Origin of the sequence: Pontiella desulfatans (assembly GCF_900890425.1) — a bacterium.
In the GTDB taxonomy this organism is placed as follows: Bacteria; Verrucomicrobiota; Kiritimatiellia; order Kiritimatiellales; family Pontiellaceae; genus Pontiella; species Pontiella desulfatans.
Genome location: NZ_CAAHFG010000001.1, coordinates 2,034,734 through 2,052,350 on the forward strand (window position 1 = coordinate 2,034,734; position 17,617 = coordinate 2,052,350).

Here is a 17,617-nt window from a genome sequence, read left to right on the forward strand (position 1 = left end):
GGAGGCACAGAGCAACCAATATATCTGCCACCCTCTGCGTCTCTGTGAACTCTGTGGTAAAAAATTCAAATCAGTTTAATTTGGTATTAAAACGACGCCTAAGCTCCTCGAGCGAATTAATGGGTTTTTCGCAGGCAAAGTTGCGGCAAAGGTAGACCGTTGGTTTTCCTTCCACCTGGTTTTGATCCTTGGTGAACGGTGCAAGCCGGGCCAGTTGATCCGAGTTGTCGGAATCCTTGAACAGCACGATCTTGCCCGGTTGGTGGACCGAGTTGATGTGCTCCAGCAGGGCTTTGGTTTCCGGGTTGTCTTTTTCGCCGACCACCACAATTTCAACGGATTCGCCTTCGGCAAACTGAAGGGCGATGAGAGCCTGCGAAAAATTGGATGGCGACCGGTCGATCATTCCGCTGAATGCCTTGCCGGTTTCCGCCGCCTGTTTTTCCAGCTCCGGCCTTCCCGTCAACCGCGCCAGTTTGAGTAGGTTTAGCATCTGCACCGAGTTGCCGGATGGAATGGCACCGTCGTATAGCTCCTTCGGCCGGACGATCAGTTGCTCGGCATCGTCGGCCGTCATGAAATAGCCGCCCTTGTTCTCATCGCGGAACGATGTTGTCAGAATGTCGTTATAGTCCAGCGCGGTTTCCAGAAACTGAATATCGAAGGTGCTCTCGTAGAGTTCAAGCAGGCCGAAGATCATGAAGGCATAATCCTCCAGCTGCCCCGGCACGGCGGTATCGCTTTCGCGCCACCGATGCCACAGTTCGCCGGTTTCCATTCGCATTTCGGATTCCACAAACCCGTTGGCCTGAACGGCGGCATCAATATATTTTTGCTCTCCGAACGCCCGGCCCGCCTTGGCAAACGCGGCAATCATCAGCCCGTTCCAATCGGCCAGCACCTTGGTGTCCTTTAGCGGATGAATCCGGTTTTCCCGAACCTCGAACAGCTTTTTTCGGGAAATGGCCAGCACCGTGGAATCATCATCGCAAAGGATTTCGGAAAGGTGCGGAATGTTGTTTGGATTGATCTGCCCGGTCGATTCATCCCGGAAGTTGCCTTCCTCCCGGATGTTCCAGACCTGGGAAACAAAGTCGTAGTCATCGCCGACGATCGATTTCATTTCCTCGGACGACCAAATGTAGAAAAGACCTTCCTCACCTTCCGAATCGGCATCCTCTGCAGAATAGAAGCCTCCAGTCGGCGTAGTCATATCCCGAAGGACGTATTCGAGAATTTCTTTCGTGACCTGCCTATAAAGAGGCTTGCCGGTCAGCTCGAAAGCCTCGGTGTAGGCCATGGCGAGCAGCGCCTGGTCGTAGAGCATCTTTTCGAAATGCGGCAGCAACCAGGCGCTGTCTGTCGAATAGCGGTGGAACCCGAAACCCACCTGGTCGAAGATGCCGCCCTTGCGCATTTCCTCGAGCGTATGCTCCACCGCCTTGATCCCCTCGGCCTCCCCCTGCCGCAGCAGAAAGATCAGCCGATGGGGCGTTGGAAACTTTGGCTGGAGCCCGAATCCACCTTTTCTTTTGTCATACTGGCTCAACAGCTCCTCATATCCAGCATCGAGCAATCCAGCATCCAGTTCCTCCCCGCCCCCCGTTCCCTGCTGCTTCGCCAGCACATCGGTAATCTGGCTCGAGGAATCGAGCACCTTTGCTCGCTGGTTTTTCCAGGCGTGGTCAATACGCGGAATCAGTTGGCGCATGCCGATCCGTCCATAGCGTTGTTCCGGAGGAACATAGGTTGCCGCATGAAACGGCTTCTTGTCGGGGGTCATGAGGATGGTCAGCGGCCAGCCGCCCTGGCCGGTCATCATTTGCGCAACCGTCATGTAGATGTTGTCGATATCCGGTCGCTCCTCTCGGTCAACCTTGATGCAAACAAACGCCTCGTTCATCAACTGGGCGATTTCCTCGTTCTCGAACGATTCATGCTCCATCACATGGCACCAGTGGCAGGTGGCATAGCCGATGGAGAGAAAAATCGGCTTATCCTCTTTAGCCGCGGCTTCAAAGGCCTCCTCACCCCACGGATACCAATCGACCGGATTGTGGGCGTGTTGCAGTAGATACGGGCTTTTTTCATGGGCTAAACGGTTTGTGAATGAATGCATTGCGGTTTCCTTCCCGGTTCCGGCCGCGATATGCATCGCGGCCAGAAACATTAGATGAAGCACGAGTTGTTTCATGGCCCATCAATATAGTACCGATATGGTTTTATAACGAGCGGCATCTGGCGCTTTTTTTTTATCCTGGAAAAAAGGAATTCTTTAGGAAAATGGGCTTGCCGTCCGCCCCGCACCTACGTATATTCCGCCGCTTAATTAACCGGAAGTCCCGGTTAGAAGCGAAGGCCGCCTGCTACCTCGGGTGTGTCAAAGCGGATTGTTTATATATAGAGTAAACTATAAGGAGAGGTAAAATGGCGGATACATTCACCAAAACCATCGCTGTTGCCGACCTGCTTGACGCAGGCCTGCACTTCGGCCACCAGACCAAACGTTGGAACCCGAAAATGAAGCGCTATATTCACGGCGCGAAAAACGGGATCTACATCATCGACCTGAACAAGACCCTGTCGCAGCTCGAACTCTCGAAATTGTTCCTGAAAGACGTCGTCCTGCGCGGCGAAAAGGTGCTCTTCGTCGGCACCAAGAAACAGGCGCGCGAAATCTTCAAAAACACGGCGGAAGACACCAACCAGCCCTACGTCATCCATCGTTGGCTCGGCGGCATGCTGACCAACAACAAAACCATCCGCTCCTCCGTGGCCCGCATGCGCGAGCTGCAGAAAATGGAAAAAGACGGCTCCATGGACAAACTTCTTAAGAAAGAGGTTTCCGTGCTTCGCCGCGAGCTGACCAAACTCGAACGCAACCTGACCGGTATCGGCAACATGGAAAAGAAGCCGGGCGCCCTGTTTGTGGTCGACCTCAAGCGCGAGCACCTCGCCCTCGCAGAAGCCAAGCGCCTTAACATCCCGGTTGTTGCCCTCGTTGACACCAACGCCGACCCGGATCTCGTCGACTACCCGATTCCCGGCAACGACGATTCGCTTCGTTCCGTTGGCCTGATCTGCGAAGTCCTCGGCGAAACCATCAAGGCCGCCGACGCCGAATACGCCGCGAAAGCCAAGGCCGAGCGCGAAGCCCGCGAAGCGGCAGAAGCCGTTGAACGCGAAAAAGCCAAGGCCGCCCGCGAAGAGCGCCAGAAGAAGGAAGCCGAAGAGAAGAAGAAGCGCGAGGAAGTGCTGAAAAAGATCAAGGAACAGAAAAAGAAAGCGGATGCCGCCAAGAAGGCCGAAGCCGCCGCTGCCAAGGAAGCCGCCGCCGCTGAAGCACCAGTCGCAGAAGAAGCCGCACCGGTAGTTGAAGAAGCTGCCCCGGTCGCAGAAGAAGCCGCACCGGTAGTTGAAGAAGCTGCTCCTGTCGCTGAAGAAGCTGCCCCGGTAGCCGAAGAAGCTGCCCCGGTAGTTGAAGAAGCCGCACCGGTTGCCGAAGAAGCACCCGTGGAAGAAGTGAAGGAAGAAGCTTCCGCAGAAGAACCGAAGGCGGAAGCTCCGGCTGAAGAAGAATCTGAAGAGAAAAAAGAAGACTAACTCCGGAGACTTATAAAATGGCTATTACCACAGCAATGATTAAAGAACTTCGCGACGCCACCAGCCTCGGCATCGCGGACTGCAAAAAAGCACTGGAAGAAACCGGTGGCGATTTCGACGCAGCGGTTAAAATCCTGCGCGAAAAGGGCGCGGCCGTTGCGGCCAAGCGCGCTTCCAAGGAAGCCAAGGAAGGCATGGTTGCCGCACTCGTGGCCGACGACGCCAAAAGCGCCGGCATGATCGAAGTTAACTGCGAAACCGACTTCGTTACCCGTAACGAAGATTTCCAGGCCTTCGTGGAAGAACTCCGCGGAGAAGCGCTGAACTTCGAAACCGACGCCATGGCCGCCGGAGTTGCAGACAAGGTTGAAGACAAGATGGGCACCATCGGCGAAAAGATCCAGTTCCGCCGCAATGTCAAATTGGCCGTCGACGGCATCGGCTCCGTTGCCTCCTACATCCACATGGGTGGCAAGGTTGGGGTTCTGCTGGAACTCGGCTGCGAAAAGGAAGAAACCATCGCCAACCCGGTGTATCAGGAACTCGCGAAGGATCTGACCCTGCACGTTGCAGCGGCCGCTCCGGAATTCCTGAACCGCGACGAAGTCCCCTCCGAAAAAGTTGAAGAGGAACAGGACATCATGCGCACGCAGATGAAAACCGAAGACGAAGAAAAAGGTAAATCCCGTCCGGAAGAAATGATCGAAAAGATCCTGATCGGAAAAACCAACAAGTTTTTCTCCCAGATCTGCTTCCTGGAACAGGGCTTCGTGAAGGAAGACAAAGTCTCCATCACCGACCTGATCGCTGAAAAAGGCAAGGAACTGGGCGACACCATCACGGTGAAGCAATACGTCCGCTACCAGCTCGGCGCATAATTCAATCGCCTGCGATTGAATGCAAAAAGCCCGTCATTGCGACGGGCTTTTTTTGTGTTCGTGAAACGTGATGATTGATACCTGATTCGTTTTTTTACCACAGAGGGCACTGAGGCCCAGAGGAGCGGGATTGCACTATTTCTCTGTGCCTCCGTGTCCTCTGTGGTGAGACCATTCAAGCTAAGTTCCTATGAGACGTGACTAACCTCGGGGGAACGATCACGCCTCAATCGTCACTCTTCACTTTGCACGTTTTTCTTCACGGTGCGCCAGTCGAGTCCGGTGCGGCGGGCCACTTCCCCATAGTTGCCGTAGGTCTCATAGAGGTCGCGGCAATATTTTTCGACGAGTTCCTTGGCAGAGAGGTTTCCGGCCTCGACGGCGTGGCTTAGCGCCACATCCCCATCCGCTACCGCTGCGGTATCGCCGGTGTAGGTGCCGGTGATCATGATCCGCCGGATGGCCTGCTCGAGCTCGCGGACATTGCCGGGCCAGGCATAGCTCTTGCCGACATCCTCCTTGAGCTTTGCAACGATGGGGAGCTGTAGTTCGTGTCCGCAAATCCGTTCGAGCAGGTGCGTTGCCAGCATATCCAGCTCGCGCGGGGTTTCGCGGATGCGCAGGCGCAATGGCGGCATGGTGATGATATCCGAGCAGAGGCGGTAGTAGAAATCGTCGCGGAAGGCTCCATCGCGCCGCAGGGAATCGATCGGCCGGTTGGTGGCGGCAATGACCCGCCCCTTGAACCGCAGCTGGTCGTGGCTGCCCACGGGCGAGAAGGTGCGCTCCTGCAGAATCTGAAGCAGCTTGATCTGGACGGGAATGCCAACATCGCCAATCTCATCCAGGAAGATGGCACCGTGCGGACTGCACCGCGAAAAGATGCCTTCGTGCTTTTCGATCGCCCCCGTGAACGCGCCCTTGCGATGGCCGAACAACTCCGACTCGATCAACGATTCCGGATACTGCGAAAGGTTGATCGAAACAAATGCGCGGGTAAAACTTTCCTCGAACTTTTGGGCGTTGGGGTTGAAGGGAATGAAGCCGGAGCGCCCGATCGCCGCGGCGGCCGCGCCCTTGCCCGTACCCGTTTCCCCAAGCAGCAGGGTTGAAAAATCCTCCATGCGGTTCCACAGGCATCCTTCGTACCACGAAATGTCGTGCGTAAAGATGTTGTCCCACAGCTGCGCCCGCAACCGCTTCATGCAGGGACTCTCGCCGACCAGCCCCTTGGAGATGAAAAAGTAGGCGCGGCGAACCTGGTAAAAAATCGCGACATAGCGGCAGGCGTCGGCGTGCTCGAATCCATACCGGGTGAGATCCTCGAGGCACTGGTAGGCGAACGGGGCGCGACACGATTCATCGCCGGCCTTAACCTGTTCCACGATCAGGCTGTCGAAGCGCTCCATATAGCGATGGAACACATAGAAGAGGATGCTGACGGCGATCGCACGCACCTCCTCGTTCCCATCGCGATTGATCACAATGCCCCCCGCTTTTTCCAAGGAGCGGATATGCTCGCCCAGCTTCCTGAGCAGGGGTTCGAGCGTGGCTTCCCAGTGCACCGTATCGTCCGCCCCCACAATCTGCCGGTCAATCTCAACCCGCTTGTCACTGAACGGATTGCTGAACGCCGCCTCGGCCACCATCTTAAAAAATCCCGTGCTCATGCACAGGATGAATACATACCATTCACATTATGTCCAGAACGTCTTTTCATGTTTACGGAGCAATATCGCGCAATACGCATAAAACCAACAGCTTGCGCCAACCTATCTTCCGCTGGCACACCCCGTGCAATAGGGGCATCTGATTAAAGTTACTTTCCAATTAAAGGAGCGGAAATGAAGCACACATTCAAATGGTTGAACCTCAGTCAATTTACCGGTGCGTTTAACGATAACGCCTTCAAGATGACCGCCATCATTGTTTTGGCCCAACTGCTCGGACAGGAAAGCCTTCCACAGATCATTGCCATCTGTTCGGCGCTGTTCGTGATTCCCTTCCTGCTGTTTTCCAATGCGGCAGGTGCGCTGGCGGATCGATTCAGCAAGCGCGACATCATCGTAGCCAGCAAATGGATGGAAGTTGGCCTGCTGGCGCTTGCCCTCCCCGCCCTGCTCTCCGGTCTGGCCTGGCCTCTCCATGCCCTGCTTTTCCTGCTCTGCACCCAGAGCGCGCTCTTTGGCCCGGCCAAACGCGGCATTGTTCCGGAGCTGGTTGAAGAAGGCGACCTTTCCCGGGCCAACGGATTCCTCACGGCGGCAACCTATGCCGCCATCATTCTTGGCACCGCCCTGCCCGCGCTGCTGATCGGCTACCTGAACCTTAGCCCGTTCTATGTGCTTGCCGTCTGTGCGGCATTTGCGGGAAGCGGCACGCTGGCCTCCTATCGCATTGCCGATGTGCCCGCCTATGGCAAACGGAATTCCGCTTCCCCCTGGATTATTCCGGACGTAGTGCGCGCCATGAAAAACCTCCGTTCCGACCCATGGGCGCAACAGGCCGTGTTCGGTCTTGTGCTGTTCGGCGCCATTACCGCGCTCTTCCAGCAAACGCTGGTGATCTATGGCCAGGAAGTCCTCGGCCTCAGCATCGAAAGAAGCCCTATCCTCTTTCCGCTTGCGGCCATCGGCATTGGGATCGGCGCCCTGCTCACCGGTCGCTTTTCGAAACATACGATAGAAATCGGGCTCATTCCGGTGGGCGCAATCGGCATCATGGTTGCAGCCATCAACCTTGGCATTTCCACCTCCCCGATCTGGATTGGTTTATGGATCGTTGCCCTCGGCATCTGCTGCGGCATGTTCGTGGTTCCCATCAACGCCTTTCTCCAACAGCGAATCCCGGCCGATCGCCGCGGCGAAGTTTTCGGGGCATCCAGCTTCCTGGGCTTCAGTGCGATGGTGGGCTCGTCGGCCCTGTTTTACCTGCTCACCAAAGTCCTGCACGTCGATGCGCGTGGATGCGTCTTGGTCACGGGGCTGATCGCCGCCGTACCGGCCGTGCTGGCCTGCGTTCGCCTGCCGGGTTTCCTCACCCGCTTCGGCATTATGCGCCTGGTGCATCGGCTCTATAAAATCCAGTTCCAGGGGCTCGACAACCTGCCGCGCGAAGGCGGCGCCCTGCTCATCTGCAACCACACGGCCTATGCCGATGCCCTGCTGCTGCAGGCGGCCACCGGACGCCCGATCCGTTTCGTGATGTCGCGCGACGTATTCAAAACCTGGAAGTGGGCCTATCCCTTCTTCAAGCTGACCGACTGCATTCCGATCCACACCTCCGACGGCCCGCGCGCCCTCGCCAAGTCGCTTCAGGAAGCGCGCAAGGCCATGGAAGACGGCGCCATCGTCGGCATCTTCCCGGAAGGCGCGCTGACCACCAACGGCAATCTAATGCAATTCAATAAGGGCTTCGAAAAGATTGCCAAAAACAGCGGATGCCCGATCATCCCGGCACATATCGGCAACATCTGGGGCAGCATCTTCAGCTTCAAGGGCGGAAAGCCCGGACTCCGCCGCCCCGAACAATTCCCGCGCCCGGTTACCGTGCGCTTCGGCAAGCCGCTTCCCACCCAGACCCCGGCCGATGAAGCCCGTCGGGTCATCGCCGAACTGGGTGCCGAACATGCGACCGAACAAAGCCATCTCCCCTGCAAAACGCTCAGCCATCAATTCATCAAGCAGGCGCGCCGCAATTGGTTCCGCCCGATTGCCTCCGACACGCTCGGCCAAAAAGCTTCATACGGAAAACTGCTGACTTGCGGCATTGCGCTGGCCAACCGGCTCAAGCCTTGCATCAGGAACCAGAAAAACATCGGCATCTTCATGCCCACATCGCTGGGGGGAGTCATCGCCAACCTCGCGGTCACCCTCTCCGGAAAAACCAGCGTCAACATCAATTGGACGGCATCCGCCGAAGCACAGCGTTCGGCCATCGAACAGGCGCGCATTAAATATATGATCACCTCGCGCCGCTTCCTGCAGAAAATGGAACAGCCCGACCTGCCCGTGCGCTGGCTCTATCTCGAAGACCTGCTCAAAAACCTGGGGCGCGTCGAAACGTTCCGCGCCATCCGCGCCGCGCTCTTCGCATCGCCGAAGCATCTGGCCGGCGGACGCGAACCGCAACCGTCCGATGTCGCAACCATCATCTTTTCCTCCGGCACCACCGGCACACCGAAAGGCGTGATGCTGAGCCACTCAAACCTTCTTTCCAATGTGGAATCCACCCAGGCCGTGCAGGCGTTCAGTAAGGACGATGCCATGTGCGCCATCCTTCCGCTGTTCCATGCCTTCGGCTTCCTCGGCCTGCTGTGGTGGCCGCTGCTCAAGGGGATCCGCGTGGCCTACCACCCCAACCCGCTTCAGGCCGATCGCGTCATCCGCCTGATCAAGGAGGAACGGCTGACCACGCTGTTGGCCACCCCCACCTTCCTGCAAGGCTATATGCGCAAGGCGAAGGCCGAAGAGCTGAAAACCCTCCAAACCGTCATCACCGGAGGCGAAAAGCTCCGCCCCGAACTGGCCGACCGGTTCGAGGAAAAATTCGGCACCCGGCCCATGGAAGGCTATGGATGCACCGAACTTTCCCCGGTCGCCCTGCTCAACACGCGGAACGGCCACCGTTCCGGTAGCGCCGGCCAACCCCTCCCCGGCGTGGCCGTGCGGATCGTCCACCCCGACACCCGCGCAACACTCCCCGACGGCGAGGAGGGCCTCATGCTGATCAAAGGACCGAACGTGATGCAGGGCTACCTCAACCAACCCCAAAAGACCGCCGAAGCGCTGTTGGATGGCTGGTACAACACCGGCGACCTTGCCCGCATGGACCCGCAAGGATTTGTCCATATCAGCGGGCGCCGCTCCCGCTTCAGCAAGATCGGCGGAGAAATGGTGCCGCACGGGGCGGTCGAGGAAGCGCTCCAGCAAGCGGCCGAAACCGAAGAACCCTGTGTTGCCGTGGTCGGCATCGAAGACGAGCGCAAGGGCGAACAACTCGCCGTTTGCTGCACCGCCCTAGCCGGCGACCCGGAAAACCTCATCGCCAAACTCCGCAACCTCAATCTGCCCAACCTCTGGATTCCGCGGCCAGCCAACTTTTTCCCTGTGCCCGAGATCCCCCTGCTCGGCACCGGAAAACTCGACCTGTGTGCCCTCAAAACCTTCGTGGAGGCCTAATGAAAAACGCAATCGCCATCCTCTTGATCAGCCTGGCCTGCCTGGCGGTCGCCCTGCGCCCCACGCACACTTGCGCAAGTGTGCGTGAAGGGGAAACCGTCGTCCTGCTCCATGGTCTTGTCCGCTCCAGCCGGGCCATGGCCAAACTGGAGCGGGAGCTGGTGGCCGAAGGCTACACCGTGATCAACCACGACTACCCTTCCACCTCAGCCAGCATCGAAGTGCTGACCAACGATATCTTCACCGCCCTGGCCCCGAGGATCAGCAAGGCCCAAACCGTGCATTTCGTCACCCACTCCATGGGAGGGATCATCCTGCGCGAACATCTGGAACACCACGACCTGCCCAACCTCGGCCGGGTGGTCATGCTCGCCCCACCGAGCCGTGGCAGCGAAGTGCCGGACAAGCTGGGCCGGCTCAAACCGTTCCGATGGATCAACGGGCCAGCCGGGAACCAGCTCGGCACCGGAGCCAACAGCCATCCGCTCCGGCTAAAGGAACCGAAGTTTGAACTGGGCATCATTGCGGGCGACCGCTCGATCAACCCGATTCTCTCCCTGCTGATTCCGGGGCCGGACGACGGCAAGGTTTCGCTGGCGCGCGTCAAACCGCAGACCTTCACCGACTACACCCAACTCCACGCCACGCATCCGTGCATCGGGCGGAACCGCAAAGCGATCGAACAAACCAAATATTTTCTCGAACATGGACACTTCAAAGGAGACCGAGCATGAATGGTAAAATCAAACTGGCCCTTGCGACCGGCCACGACATGGCGGAGATCGACCAAATCCGACACCGCGTCTACGCAACGGAACTGGGCCAATTCCGCCCGTCCCCCGAAAAAACGCTTCACGACCGGAACGATGTCGACAGCATCTATATTGTGGCATTTGAAAAGGGCGAACTGGTTGGCTTTGTCGGCGTCACCCCTCCCCAGAGCCCGAGCTACTCGATCGACAACTACCTTGCCCGCGATTCGGTCCCTCTGGATTTCGACGATGCCCTGTTCGAAATCCGTGCGCTGACGGTTGTCGATCAATTGCGTGGCACGCCGGTGGCCCCGGCACTCATGTATGCCGCATTCCGGCTGATCCAGGACGGTGGCGGAAAACAACTGGTCGCCATTGGGCATCGCAACGTGCGCAGCATGTACATCCGGCTCGGCATGCGCCCGGCAGGACAACGGTTCCAATGCGGCCGACTCGACTACGAATTGCTGACGGCTTCCTCCGAAAACATCGAAACGGAACTGACCCGGTTCAAAACCCGGCTGGATCGGCTTGAACGGCAGGTGGACTGGCAATTGGATGTTCCATTCCGCGCCCCGGTCGAATGCTACCACGGCGGCGCATTTTTCGATGCCATCGGCAACACCTTCCACGATCTCGCCCGCCGGAACGAAATCATCAACGCCGACGTACTCGACGCCTGGTTTCCACCTTGCCCGGAAGCGCAGCAGGCCCTGCACGAACACCTCGGGTGGATCATGCGCACGTCGCCACCCAACCATGCCGAAGGTTTGACGCAGGCCATCGCGCAAGCACGCGGCATCCAACCGGGCAACATCCTGCCCGGCGGCGGCTCCTCTCCCTTGATCTTCCTTGCGTTCCGGCACTGGCTCACCCCGGCATCCAGGGTGCTCCTTTTGAATCCAACCTACGGGGAATATGCCCACGTGCTGGATAAGGTGGTGGGATGCCAGGTCGAGCGCTTCAACCTGCGGCGCGAGGACGGCTATGCGGTTGATACCGAACGGCTCGCGGCCAAACTCCGCGAAGGCTTCGACCTGGTGGTCTTGGTGAATCCCAACAGCCCGACCGGGCGCCACATCCCCCGCTCCCGCCTGGAGGAGCTGCTCGCGACCCGCCATCCGAAAACACGTGTTTGGATTGATGAAACCTATGTCGAATACGCTGGCCACGAACAATCGCTCGAACCGTTCGCGGCCCAAAACACCGGAGTGGTTGTGGTGAAATCCATGTCGAAGGTCTACGGGCTGAGCGGGCTTCGGGTGGGACATCTTTGCGCGGCCGCCAAGACCCTGGAACCCTTGCGTGGCCTCACGCCGCCCTGGTCGGTTAGCCTGCCGGCCCAAGTGGCGGCGGTTCACGCATTGCGCTGCGTGGATTATTACAACGGCCGCTACCAGGAAACCCATCGCCTAAGGGCCGGGCTGATGGATGGTCTCCGATCCCTGGGCATTGAGGAAATCGTGCCCGGCATCGCCAACTTTATCCTGTTCCACCTGCCCGGCCACGGACCCGATGGAAAGAGGGTCATCGACCAGTGCCGGGAGCACGGGCTTTTCATCCGCGATGCAGCGGATATGGGTTCGGGCATGGGCGACCGGGCCATACGGATTGCCGTGAAGGACGCCGCCACCAACGACCGCATGCTCGGTATGCTTGGACACGCACTCAACCCCATTGCGGCAAAGGAGGTTTGCCGTGCTTAACATCGCCGCAGCCTGGGTGGGTTTTGCGCTCGGATGTGTTTCCGGGGCGATCCCCGGCCTCTTTTTCCACAAGATGGATTGGCTGGGTGGCTACACGTCCTGGCCCCGCCGCCTGATCCGGCTTGCCCACATTTCCTTTTTCGGGATCGGCTTCCTGAATCTCGGCATGGGCCTGACCAGCAAGGCGTTGGGTATCGAGCCAGGCATCGCGTCCCCGTTGATGCTGGCCGGCGCGGTATTGATGCCGACCGTATGCTATGCCAGTGCATTCAAACCGATCTTCCGCCACCTGTTTTTCATTCCAGCCGGGTCGGTATTGGCCGCGATCCTTGTATTTCTGGTCCATGTAGACGAAGCATCCTGCTCCGTTACGAACGAACACACCTCCGCAACCCCAGCCTTGCACACCCTAAACGATCAACGCACGTCATTCACCCCAATGGAGATGGTGATTGAGACGAACAGGAACAATCTTCCATCTACGATCAAGAAAGGACAACAACCATGAACATTGCATTCATCGCCATGAGCGGTATCCGCGCATGCGACACCGAACTACTCGAACTCGGGCTCACCCTCCCCGGCTTCGTGGAGCGCAGCAAACAGATCGCGTCGCTCCCGAGCCTCGGTCTCCTCACACTGGCCGGCATGACGCCGAAGCGCCATGAAATCCACTATTTCGAGGTTCCTAACGTCGCATCTAAATTGACGGCCGTCCATTTAGATGCAACACCCGACTTGGTGGCCATCTCGAGCTACAGTGCGCAGATCGACGAAGGATATCAGTTGGCGCAGCGCTACCGCGCCGCCGGTGTGCCGGTGGTAATGGGCGGCCCCCATGTAACCGCCCAGCCGCACGAGGCGCAGAAATATTGCACCTCCGTTATCCTCGGCGAAGGGGAGGCGGTTTGGCTGGACGTGCTGAGGGATGCCGAGGAAGGGAACCTCAAGCTCATCTATGATGCGCGCAAGTGCGACTTCAGTCTGGCGGACGCCCCCATGCCGGCCTTCGAGCTGCTGGATATTTCCAACTACAACCGGCTCACCGTACAGACCAGCCGGGGGTGCCCGCACAACTGTGAGTTTTGCGCGGGGTCGAATTTGATCTGTAGCCACTACAAGCAGAAACCGGTGGAGAAGGTTTTGGCCGAGATCGATCGCATCTGCGAAATTTGGCCGCACCCGTTCATCGAGTTCGCGGACGACAACAGCTTTGTGAACAAGGCCTACTGGAAGGAACTGCTACCGCAACTAAAGACGCGGCGCATCAAATGGTTCACCGAAACCGACCTTTCGGTCGCCGAGGATACGGAGCTGCTTCAGCTCATGCGCGAATCCGGTTGCGCCCAGGTGCTGATCGGACTGGAAAGCCCGACCCTCGCGCCGCTGGATCGGCTCGAATTGAACAGCAACTGGAAACGGAACCGGTTCTTGGCCTACAAGGATGCCATTCGAACCATCCAATCGCACGGCATCACCGTCAATGGATGCTTCATCGTCGGACTCGATGGGCAGACGACGGACGTCTTCAACCAGATCTTCAACTTTGTCCGCGATGCCGAGCTGTATGAAGTGCAGATCACCATCCTCACCCCGTTCCCCGGAACGGCTCTTTATGAGCGCCTGAAAAAAGCCAACCGCTTGATCGAGCCGACCAACTGGAAGAAGTGCACCCTGTTCGACCTTAACTTCCGGCCCGAGGGCATGACGCAGGACGAACTGCGCAACGGCTTCCATGACCTTGCGATGAGGCTCTATTCGGATGAATTCACCCAATGGCGCCGCGACACCTTCAAACAAAACCTGCGGGAAACCACCAAACTATTGAGGCAGGAAAGGGTTCCGATGGCCAAGGCCGTCTAATCAACAGCAACCTTGGGTGCGGTGACGTATTGATTCAGGGGGGCCGCGGCGGATGCCTTGCCGGTCAGGCCGGTTTACGGCAACGGAACCCGCCCCGGGGCATTCAAGAATGTGCAGGTATCCGCATTCATTGCGATGCCGTCAACGGCTACCGCCAAGTGATCCTGGCCTCGCGGCTTTCGGTGTTCACCCAAACGCTGGCGTGCTCGAATTCGCGGGTGAACTCCCATCCATCGGGCGACGTACGTTTGTATGCGCCCTTCGGCGGACCCAGCGGTTTTTTGAATTCGGGATAATCCACCAGTGCGCCGGACGATAGCTTCCAGCCCCAACTGTATAGGAAATAGGAATAGGGCTGGGCACCGATCAGGTAACACGCCAGCGCAAACTCCACCTTCTCTTTCTGCCGGGAGTATTCCGGCATATTCGGTTGCAGGTTTCTTCGCCCCGTCCCCTCAACGCCAAGGCGGAAAACCGAAATCTTTCCGGCTTTGGCAATCCGCAGCATGTCGTCCCACTCGGAAATCAGGTTTTCCTTGCTCGACTTTACGTTCGCATAGTTTTCAAACATGATCGCGTCACTCACCGGAAAGACCAGCTTGGCGCCCTCCGCATACGCATTGTTCGCCAGCAGGATTTTATCAGGCCCCATCTTTTTCTTGAGCGCCCCCATCATCTCTCCGACGGCCCGTTCAATTTCCTTCTTCTTCTCTTTCCGAAGATCAACATTGCCGTGCATCTGGTCAATGAAGGCGCCATCGCAACCGGATTCCTTCACGCCCTTGGCCACCGTGTCCACCCACCATTTGCGGAAGTCGGGGTTGAGCACGTCGAAGCAAAAAGCGCCGAACTGATCCGCCAACTTGCCCGTTTGGGGATGGGGAACCAGGAACGCCCGAAGCTTGGGGTTTTTCTCGATCCCCTCCTTGGTGAAGTCCTTGTTATAGGAGGTGTAGGGCCAGGCATAGGCGGCGTTAAAATAAAACAACACCTTCATATCGGGCTTGATCTTTTTAAAGGCCGTCGCCTCGTGTTTCGCTCCTAATTCAGCAGCCCCGAGTTGTTTCTTCCCGTGTGATTTTTCAATACAAAGGAAATCCGTCCGCCCGGCAATGAACTTGACCTGCTCCGGAGTCAGTAACCGATGCTCGTTTCCAAACATGTAATAGCGCGGCGTTGCATCCCAGCTGAATGCCGGATAATGGGGCTGGGGCTTGAAGAGGCTGCCATCGCTGATCCGCAAATCCCGCTGGCTCAACGAGCGGGACAAATCCTTTGCCGTCGCAAGCGTTGTCGCCGAAACCAACGACACAACGATCCACCCAAACACCTGATATGGTTTTTTAATTCGCATTCAAACTTCCCCCATCCCCTTCATGGTCATTCTTTTCCCGTCGCCCCATCGCGGAAACCTTCAACGGCTCGATGCCCAGCGCCAAAGCCGGACTGCCCGGCCGGAAACCAAAATCCCCTCCCGCCGGATCAACAAACAACGGATCCCCCACCCGGCTGGACAGCTCCTTCCCGACCCCGCGCAGTGTGGCAAAATGCCGGTCCATCCAATGCGGGTCCGTCGGATGGAAGTAGAGATTTGAATCCATATCCGTCTCCACGATCCGCGGCGGAGGCTTCCCTCCATTGTCTTTTCCCCGAGGCCGTTCGTTGTGGGCCTTGCCGCCATCGGGATGGGAAACGATAATGTTGCGTTGCACTTTTGAACCGGGAACCGGCACCCATTCGTAACTGATGTATCCGCTTGAGGGAACAACCACCGGATCGACGATGAAATTATTGATGATGTCGTTGATTCCCTTCGATGCGATTCCCGCCGAAAACCCGCCGTTGTTGAACAGGACATTGCCATGGATGAGTGTTTCATGCTGGTCATCGTCGCATCGGATCGACGATGGAAAGTGCTTCGCCTGGTTGTCGTGGAGATAGTTATAGCGCACGATATTCCCCGTCCCTGTTCCGGAAACATAAATGCCGTTCCCATCCGACAGGAGCTGAACGCAATAGGAAATATCGTTGTATTCCAGCAGATTGTGCCGGGCATGATTATACTTTTCACGAATCTTCCAACTCTCGTAGCCATCCCGGCTTCTGGTTTCATCGCCCGGCTCGATTTCATCCCGACGCACGGTTCGTCCCCCCTCCCCATCCAAGCTTCGACTCGGTTCAACACGGGTCGTAATGAGCACGGCCGAATATCCACTGTGATGCAGCTCATTATGAACCATCCGGTTGTGGCCGCTCTGCCAAGCCCACAGCCCCGGGGAATGCCAGAGAATCTCGCTGAAGTGATGGATATGGTTATTCACAATATCGTTGTGATGGTTCACGTCCTTGGAGCCGGGGCCATACCCCGCCAGCAGTATACCGGCCTCGCCCAGGTGGGCGAATTCAGAGTCGGCCACCCGGTTGCGCTGGGCATGCAGATCCATGCGCAGGCCCGACCCGCCGGAATGGATAAAACGACAATGCTCGACCCGGCACCCTTCCGCCCCGCGGAAACGAAGCAGGGCGGTGGGACGATCGAACAGATCCCAGTCGTGCTGCATGCCCCAACCCACGCGGTCGTCATCGCTGGTCCAGGCCCTGCGATCCGCGTGGGAAAACGTCAACCCCGAGAAGGCAATTCCCCGGACCGGAAGATCCGTTGGCCCGTCGTAATCAATCTGCCCTTCCACCCGTATGAGCTCCGTTGTTGCCGGCGCAAGGATGCCCCGGGGCGATCCATCCGGCGCCGGATCGGCAGGCCATAAATAGATTTTCCGTGTTTTGGTGTTCACCACCCACTCGCCCGGTTCGTCCAGGGCCTCGAGAATGTTTTCGACCCACACCACCGAGGCCCCGGGATCATGGAGATAGCCCGGCAACGGCCCCATCTCGTACGTCGCGGAAGCACCGGTTGTGGCAACCCCGTTCGCTTCATCAACCGAGGCCAGCGGGAGCATGTTAACGACCCAGGCGCGGCCGGGCCGCACCAGGATTTCCACATCGTCGAGATGATCCCAGTTTTTCAGGGCACCTTCCGGAAAATGCAGCGTGCGCTTGGTCCCCATCTTCGCATAGGCAAAACCGGAATTGCGCGCACGGTTCAGGCGGCCATGGTTGTCGTAGAGCGTATGGAACCGACCCAAGGTTCCCGGCAGGTCCGCCACCCAGACCCTGCCCACCGCATTGGCCGGCAGCTCGGCAGGGGGCGATTCCAACCGTTGCCAGCCGTTCACAGGCACACCGCCACTTAAAACCGGGTGTTCGCCCGGATAGGCGGCGATGGTTAAATGGGCGGGTTCCTTGGTTTCGCCCGCACCATATGGTTCGAGCTTCACACCAGCCGACGTAGCGGGCGACCCATCCTGTAGTCCCAAAACCAGGGTTTCGCTCAGCTGATGACGCCCCTCGCGCAGGACAATCCTTGCGGGTTCCGCATGCCCGGCTTGACGCAAGCCCCTTACCGCCTCCACCGCTTCGGAAAGAGAGCCATAGGGTTTCGCCAGGCTTCCGTCGGCCTGCCCGTTGCCATCCGGCGATACATGCAATTCCATCGCCTGCGCCAAAGCTCCTCCCAGGCAGAAAAGGGCCAGCAGCAGGCGGTAGCTAAAGATGGCGTCCGTTCGTATGTTCATGGC

General features: G+C 58.1%; 11 protein-coding genes. 7 read left to right on the forward strand and 4 right to left on the reverse strand.

What is annotated here, in order from left to right; all coding sequences use genetic code 11:
• Positions 1–70: 70 nt before the first annotated feature.
• A complete protein-coding gene (locus tag E9954_RS07525; protein WP_136078592.1) occupies positions 71–2,119 on the reverse strand; it encodes a thioredoxin domain-containing protein in 2,049 nt (682 codons plus the stop codon).
• 308 nt (positions 2,120–2,427) lie between these two features.
• On the opposite strand from E9954_RS07525, the gene rpsB reads away from it, so the two are divergent.
• Entirely contained in the window at positions 2,428–3,603 is a 1,176-nt protein-coding gene (rpsB, locus tag E9954_RS07530; protein WP_136078593.1) for a 30S ribosomal protein S2, read from the forward strand.
• A 17-nt stretch (positions 3,604–3,620) separates the two neighbouring features.
• Positions 3,621–4,481 (forward strand): translation elongation factor Ts, encoded by an 861-nt coding sequence (gene tsf / locus E9954_RS07535; protein ID WP_136078594.1) that lies wholly within the window; start codon positions 3,621–3,623, stop codon positions 4,479–4,481.
• A gap of 233 nt (positions 4,482–4,714) precedes the next feature.
• On the opposite strand, the gene E9954_RS07540 is transcribed toward tsf, so the two are convergent.
• A complete protein-coding gene (locus E9954_RS07540) occupies positions 4,715–6,151 on the reverse strand; it encodes a sigma-54-dependent transcriptional regulator (RefSeq protein ID WP_136078595.1) in 1,437 nt (478 codons plus the stop codon).
• Positions 6,152–6,325: 174 nt separating this feature from the next.
• Here E9954_RS07540 and E9954_RS07545 point away from each other — a divergent pair, with 174 nt between their 5' ends.
• From E9954_RS07545 to E9954_RS07565, 5 genes are read left to right on the forward strand one after another with little or no spacing between them, the layout of a single operon-like run.
• Entirely contained in the window at positions 6,326–9,661 is a 3,336-nt protein-coding gene (locus E9954_RS07545) for an MFS transporter (protein WP_136078596.1), read from the forward strand.
• Positions 9,661–10,395: an esterase/lipase family protein gene (locus E9954_RS07550; protein WP_168442062.1), complete on the forward strand. Its 735-nt coding sequence runs from the start codon at positions 9,661–9,663 to the stop codon at positions 10,393–10,395. Before E9954_RS07545 ends, E9954_RS07550 begins: the two co-directional genes overlap by 1 nt.
• Positions 10,392–12,119, forward strand: coding sequence for an aminotransferase class I/II-fold pyridoxal phosphate-dependent enzyme (locus tag E9954_RS07555; RefSeq protein ID WP_136078597.1), 1,728 nt, complete (start codon positions 10,392–10,394; stop codon positions 12,117–12,119). The genes E9954_RS07550 and E9954_RS07555 overlap by 4 nt, the downstream gene beginning before the upstream one ends.
• Positions 12,112–12,627, forward strand: a complete 516-nt coding sequence (locus E9954_RS32870; RefSeq protein WP_187357949.1) for a hypothetical protein — start codon at positions 12,112–12,114, stop codon at positions 12,625–12,627. The genes E9954_RS07555 and E9954_RS32870 overlap by 8 nt, the downstream gene beginning before the upstream one ends.
• A complete protein-coding gene (locus tag E9954_RS07565) occupies positions 12,624–13,982 on the forward strand; it encodes a B12-binding domain-containing radical SAM protein (protein ID WP_136078598.1) in 1,359 nt (452 codons plus the stop codon). Before E9954_RS32870 ends, E9954_RS07565 begins: the two co-directional genes overlap by 4 nt.
• Before the next feature lie 148 nt (positions 13,983–14,130).
• Here E9954_RS07565 and E9954_RS07570 read toward each other — a convergent pair whose 3' ends face one another.
• On the reverse strand, positions 14,131–15,336 hold the full coding sequence (locus tag E9954_RS07570) for a putative glycoside hydrolase (protein ID WP_136078599.1): 1,206 nt from the start codon (positions 15,334–15,336) through the stop codon (positions 14,131–14,133).
• On the reverse strand, positions 15,326–17,614 hold the full coding sequence (locus E9954_RS07575; RefSeq protein ID WP_222847091.1) for a right-handed parallel beta-helix repeat-containing protein: 2,289 nt from the start codon (positions 17,612–17,614) through the stop codon (positions 15,326–15,328). Before E9954_RS07575 ends, E9954_RS07570 begins: the two co-directional genes overlap by 11 nt.
• Positions 17,615–17,617 lie beyond the last annotated feature (3 nt).

Bases quoted from the DNA above. Each gene is read 5' to 3' on its own strand.
- E9954_RS07525 (WP_136078592.1), bottom strand. From the start codon at position 2,119: ATGCATTCATTCACAAACCGTTTAGCCCATGAAAAAAGCCCGTATCTA.
- rpsB (WP_136078593.1), top strand. From the start codon at position 2,428: ATGGCGGATACATTCACCAAAACCATCGCTGTTGCCGACCTGCTTGAC.
- tsf (WP_136078594.1), top strand. From the start codon at position 3,621: ATGGCTATTACCACAGCAATGATTAAAGAACTTCGCGACGCCACCAGC.
- E9954_RS07540 (WP_136078595.1), bottom strand. From the start codon at position 6,151: ATGAGCACGGGATTTTTTAAGATGGTGGCCGAGGCGGCGTTCAGCAAT.
- E9954_RS07545 (WP_136078596.1), top strand. From the start codon at position 6,326: ATGAAGCACACATTCAAATGGTTGAACCTCAGTCAATTTACCGGTGCG.
- E9954_RS07550 (WP_168442062.1), top strand. From the start codon at position 9,661: ATGAAAAACGCAATCGCCATCCTCTTGATCAGCCTGGCCTGCCTGGCG.
- E9954_RS07555 (WP_136078597.1), top strand. From the start codon at position 10,392: ATGAATGGTAAAATCAAACTGGCCCTTGCGACCGGCCACGACATGGCG.
- E9954_RS07565 (WP_136078598.1), top strand. From the start codon at position 12,624: ATGAACATTGCATTCATCGCCATGAGCGGTATCCGCGCATGCGACACC.
- E9954_RS07570 (WP_136078599.1), bottom strand. From the start codon at position 15,336: ATGCGAATTAAAAAACCATATCAGGTGTTTGGGTGGATCGTTGTGTCG.
- E9954_RS07575 (WP_222847091.1), bottom strand. From the start codon at position 17,614: ATGAACATACGAACGGACGCCATCTTTAGCTACCGCCTGCTGCTGGCC.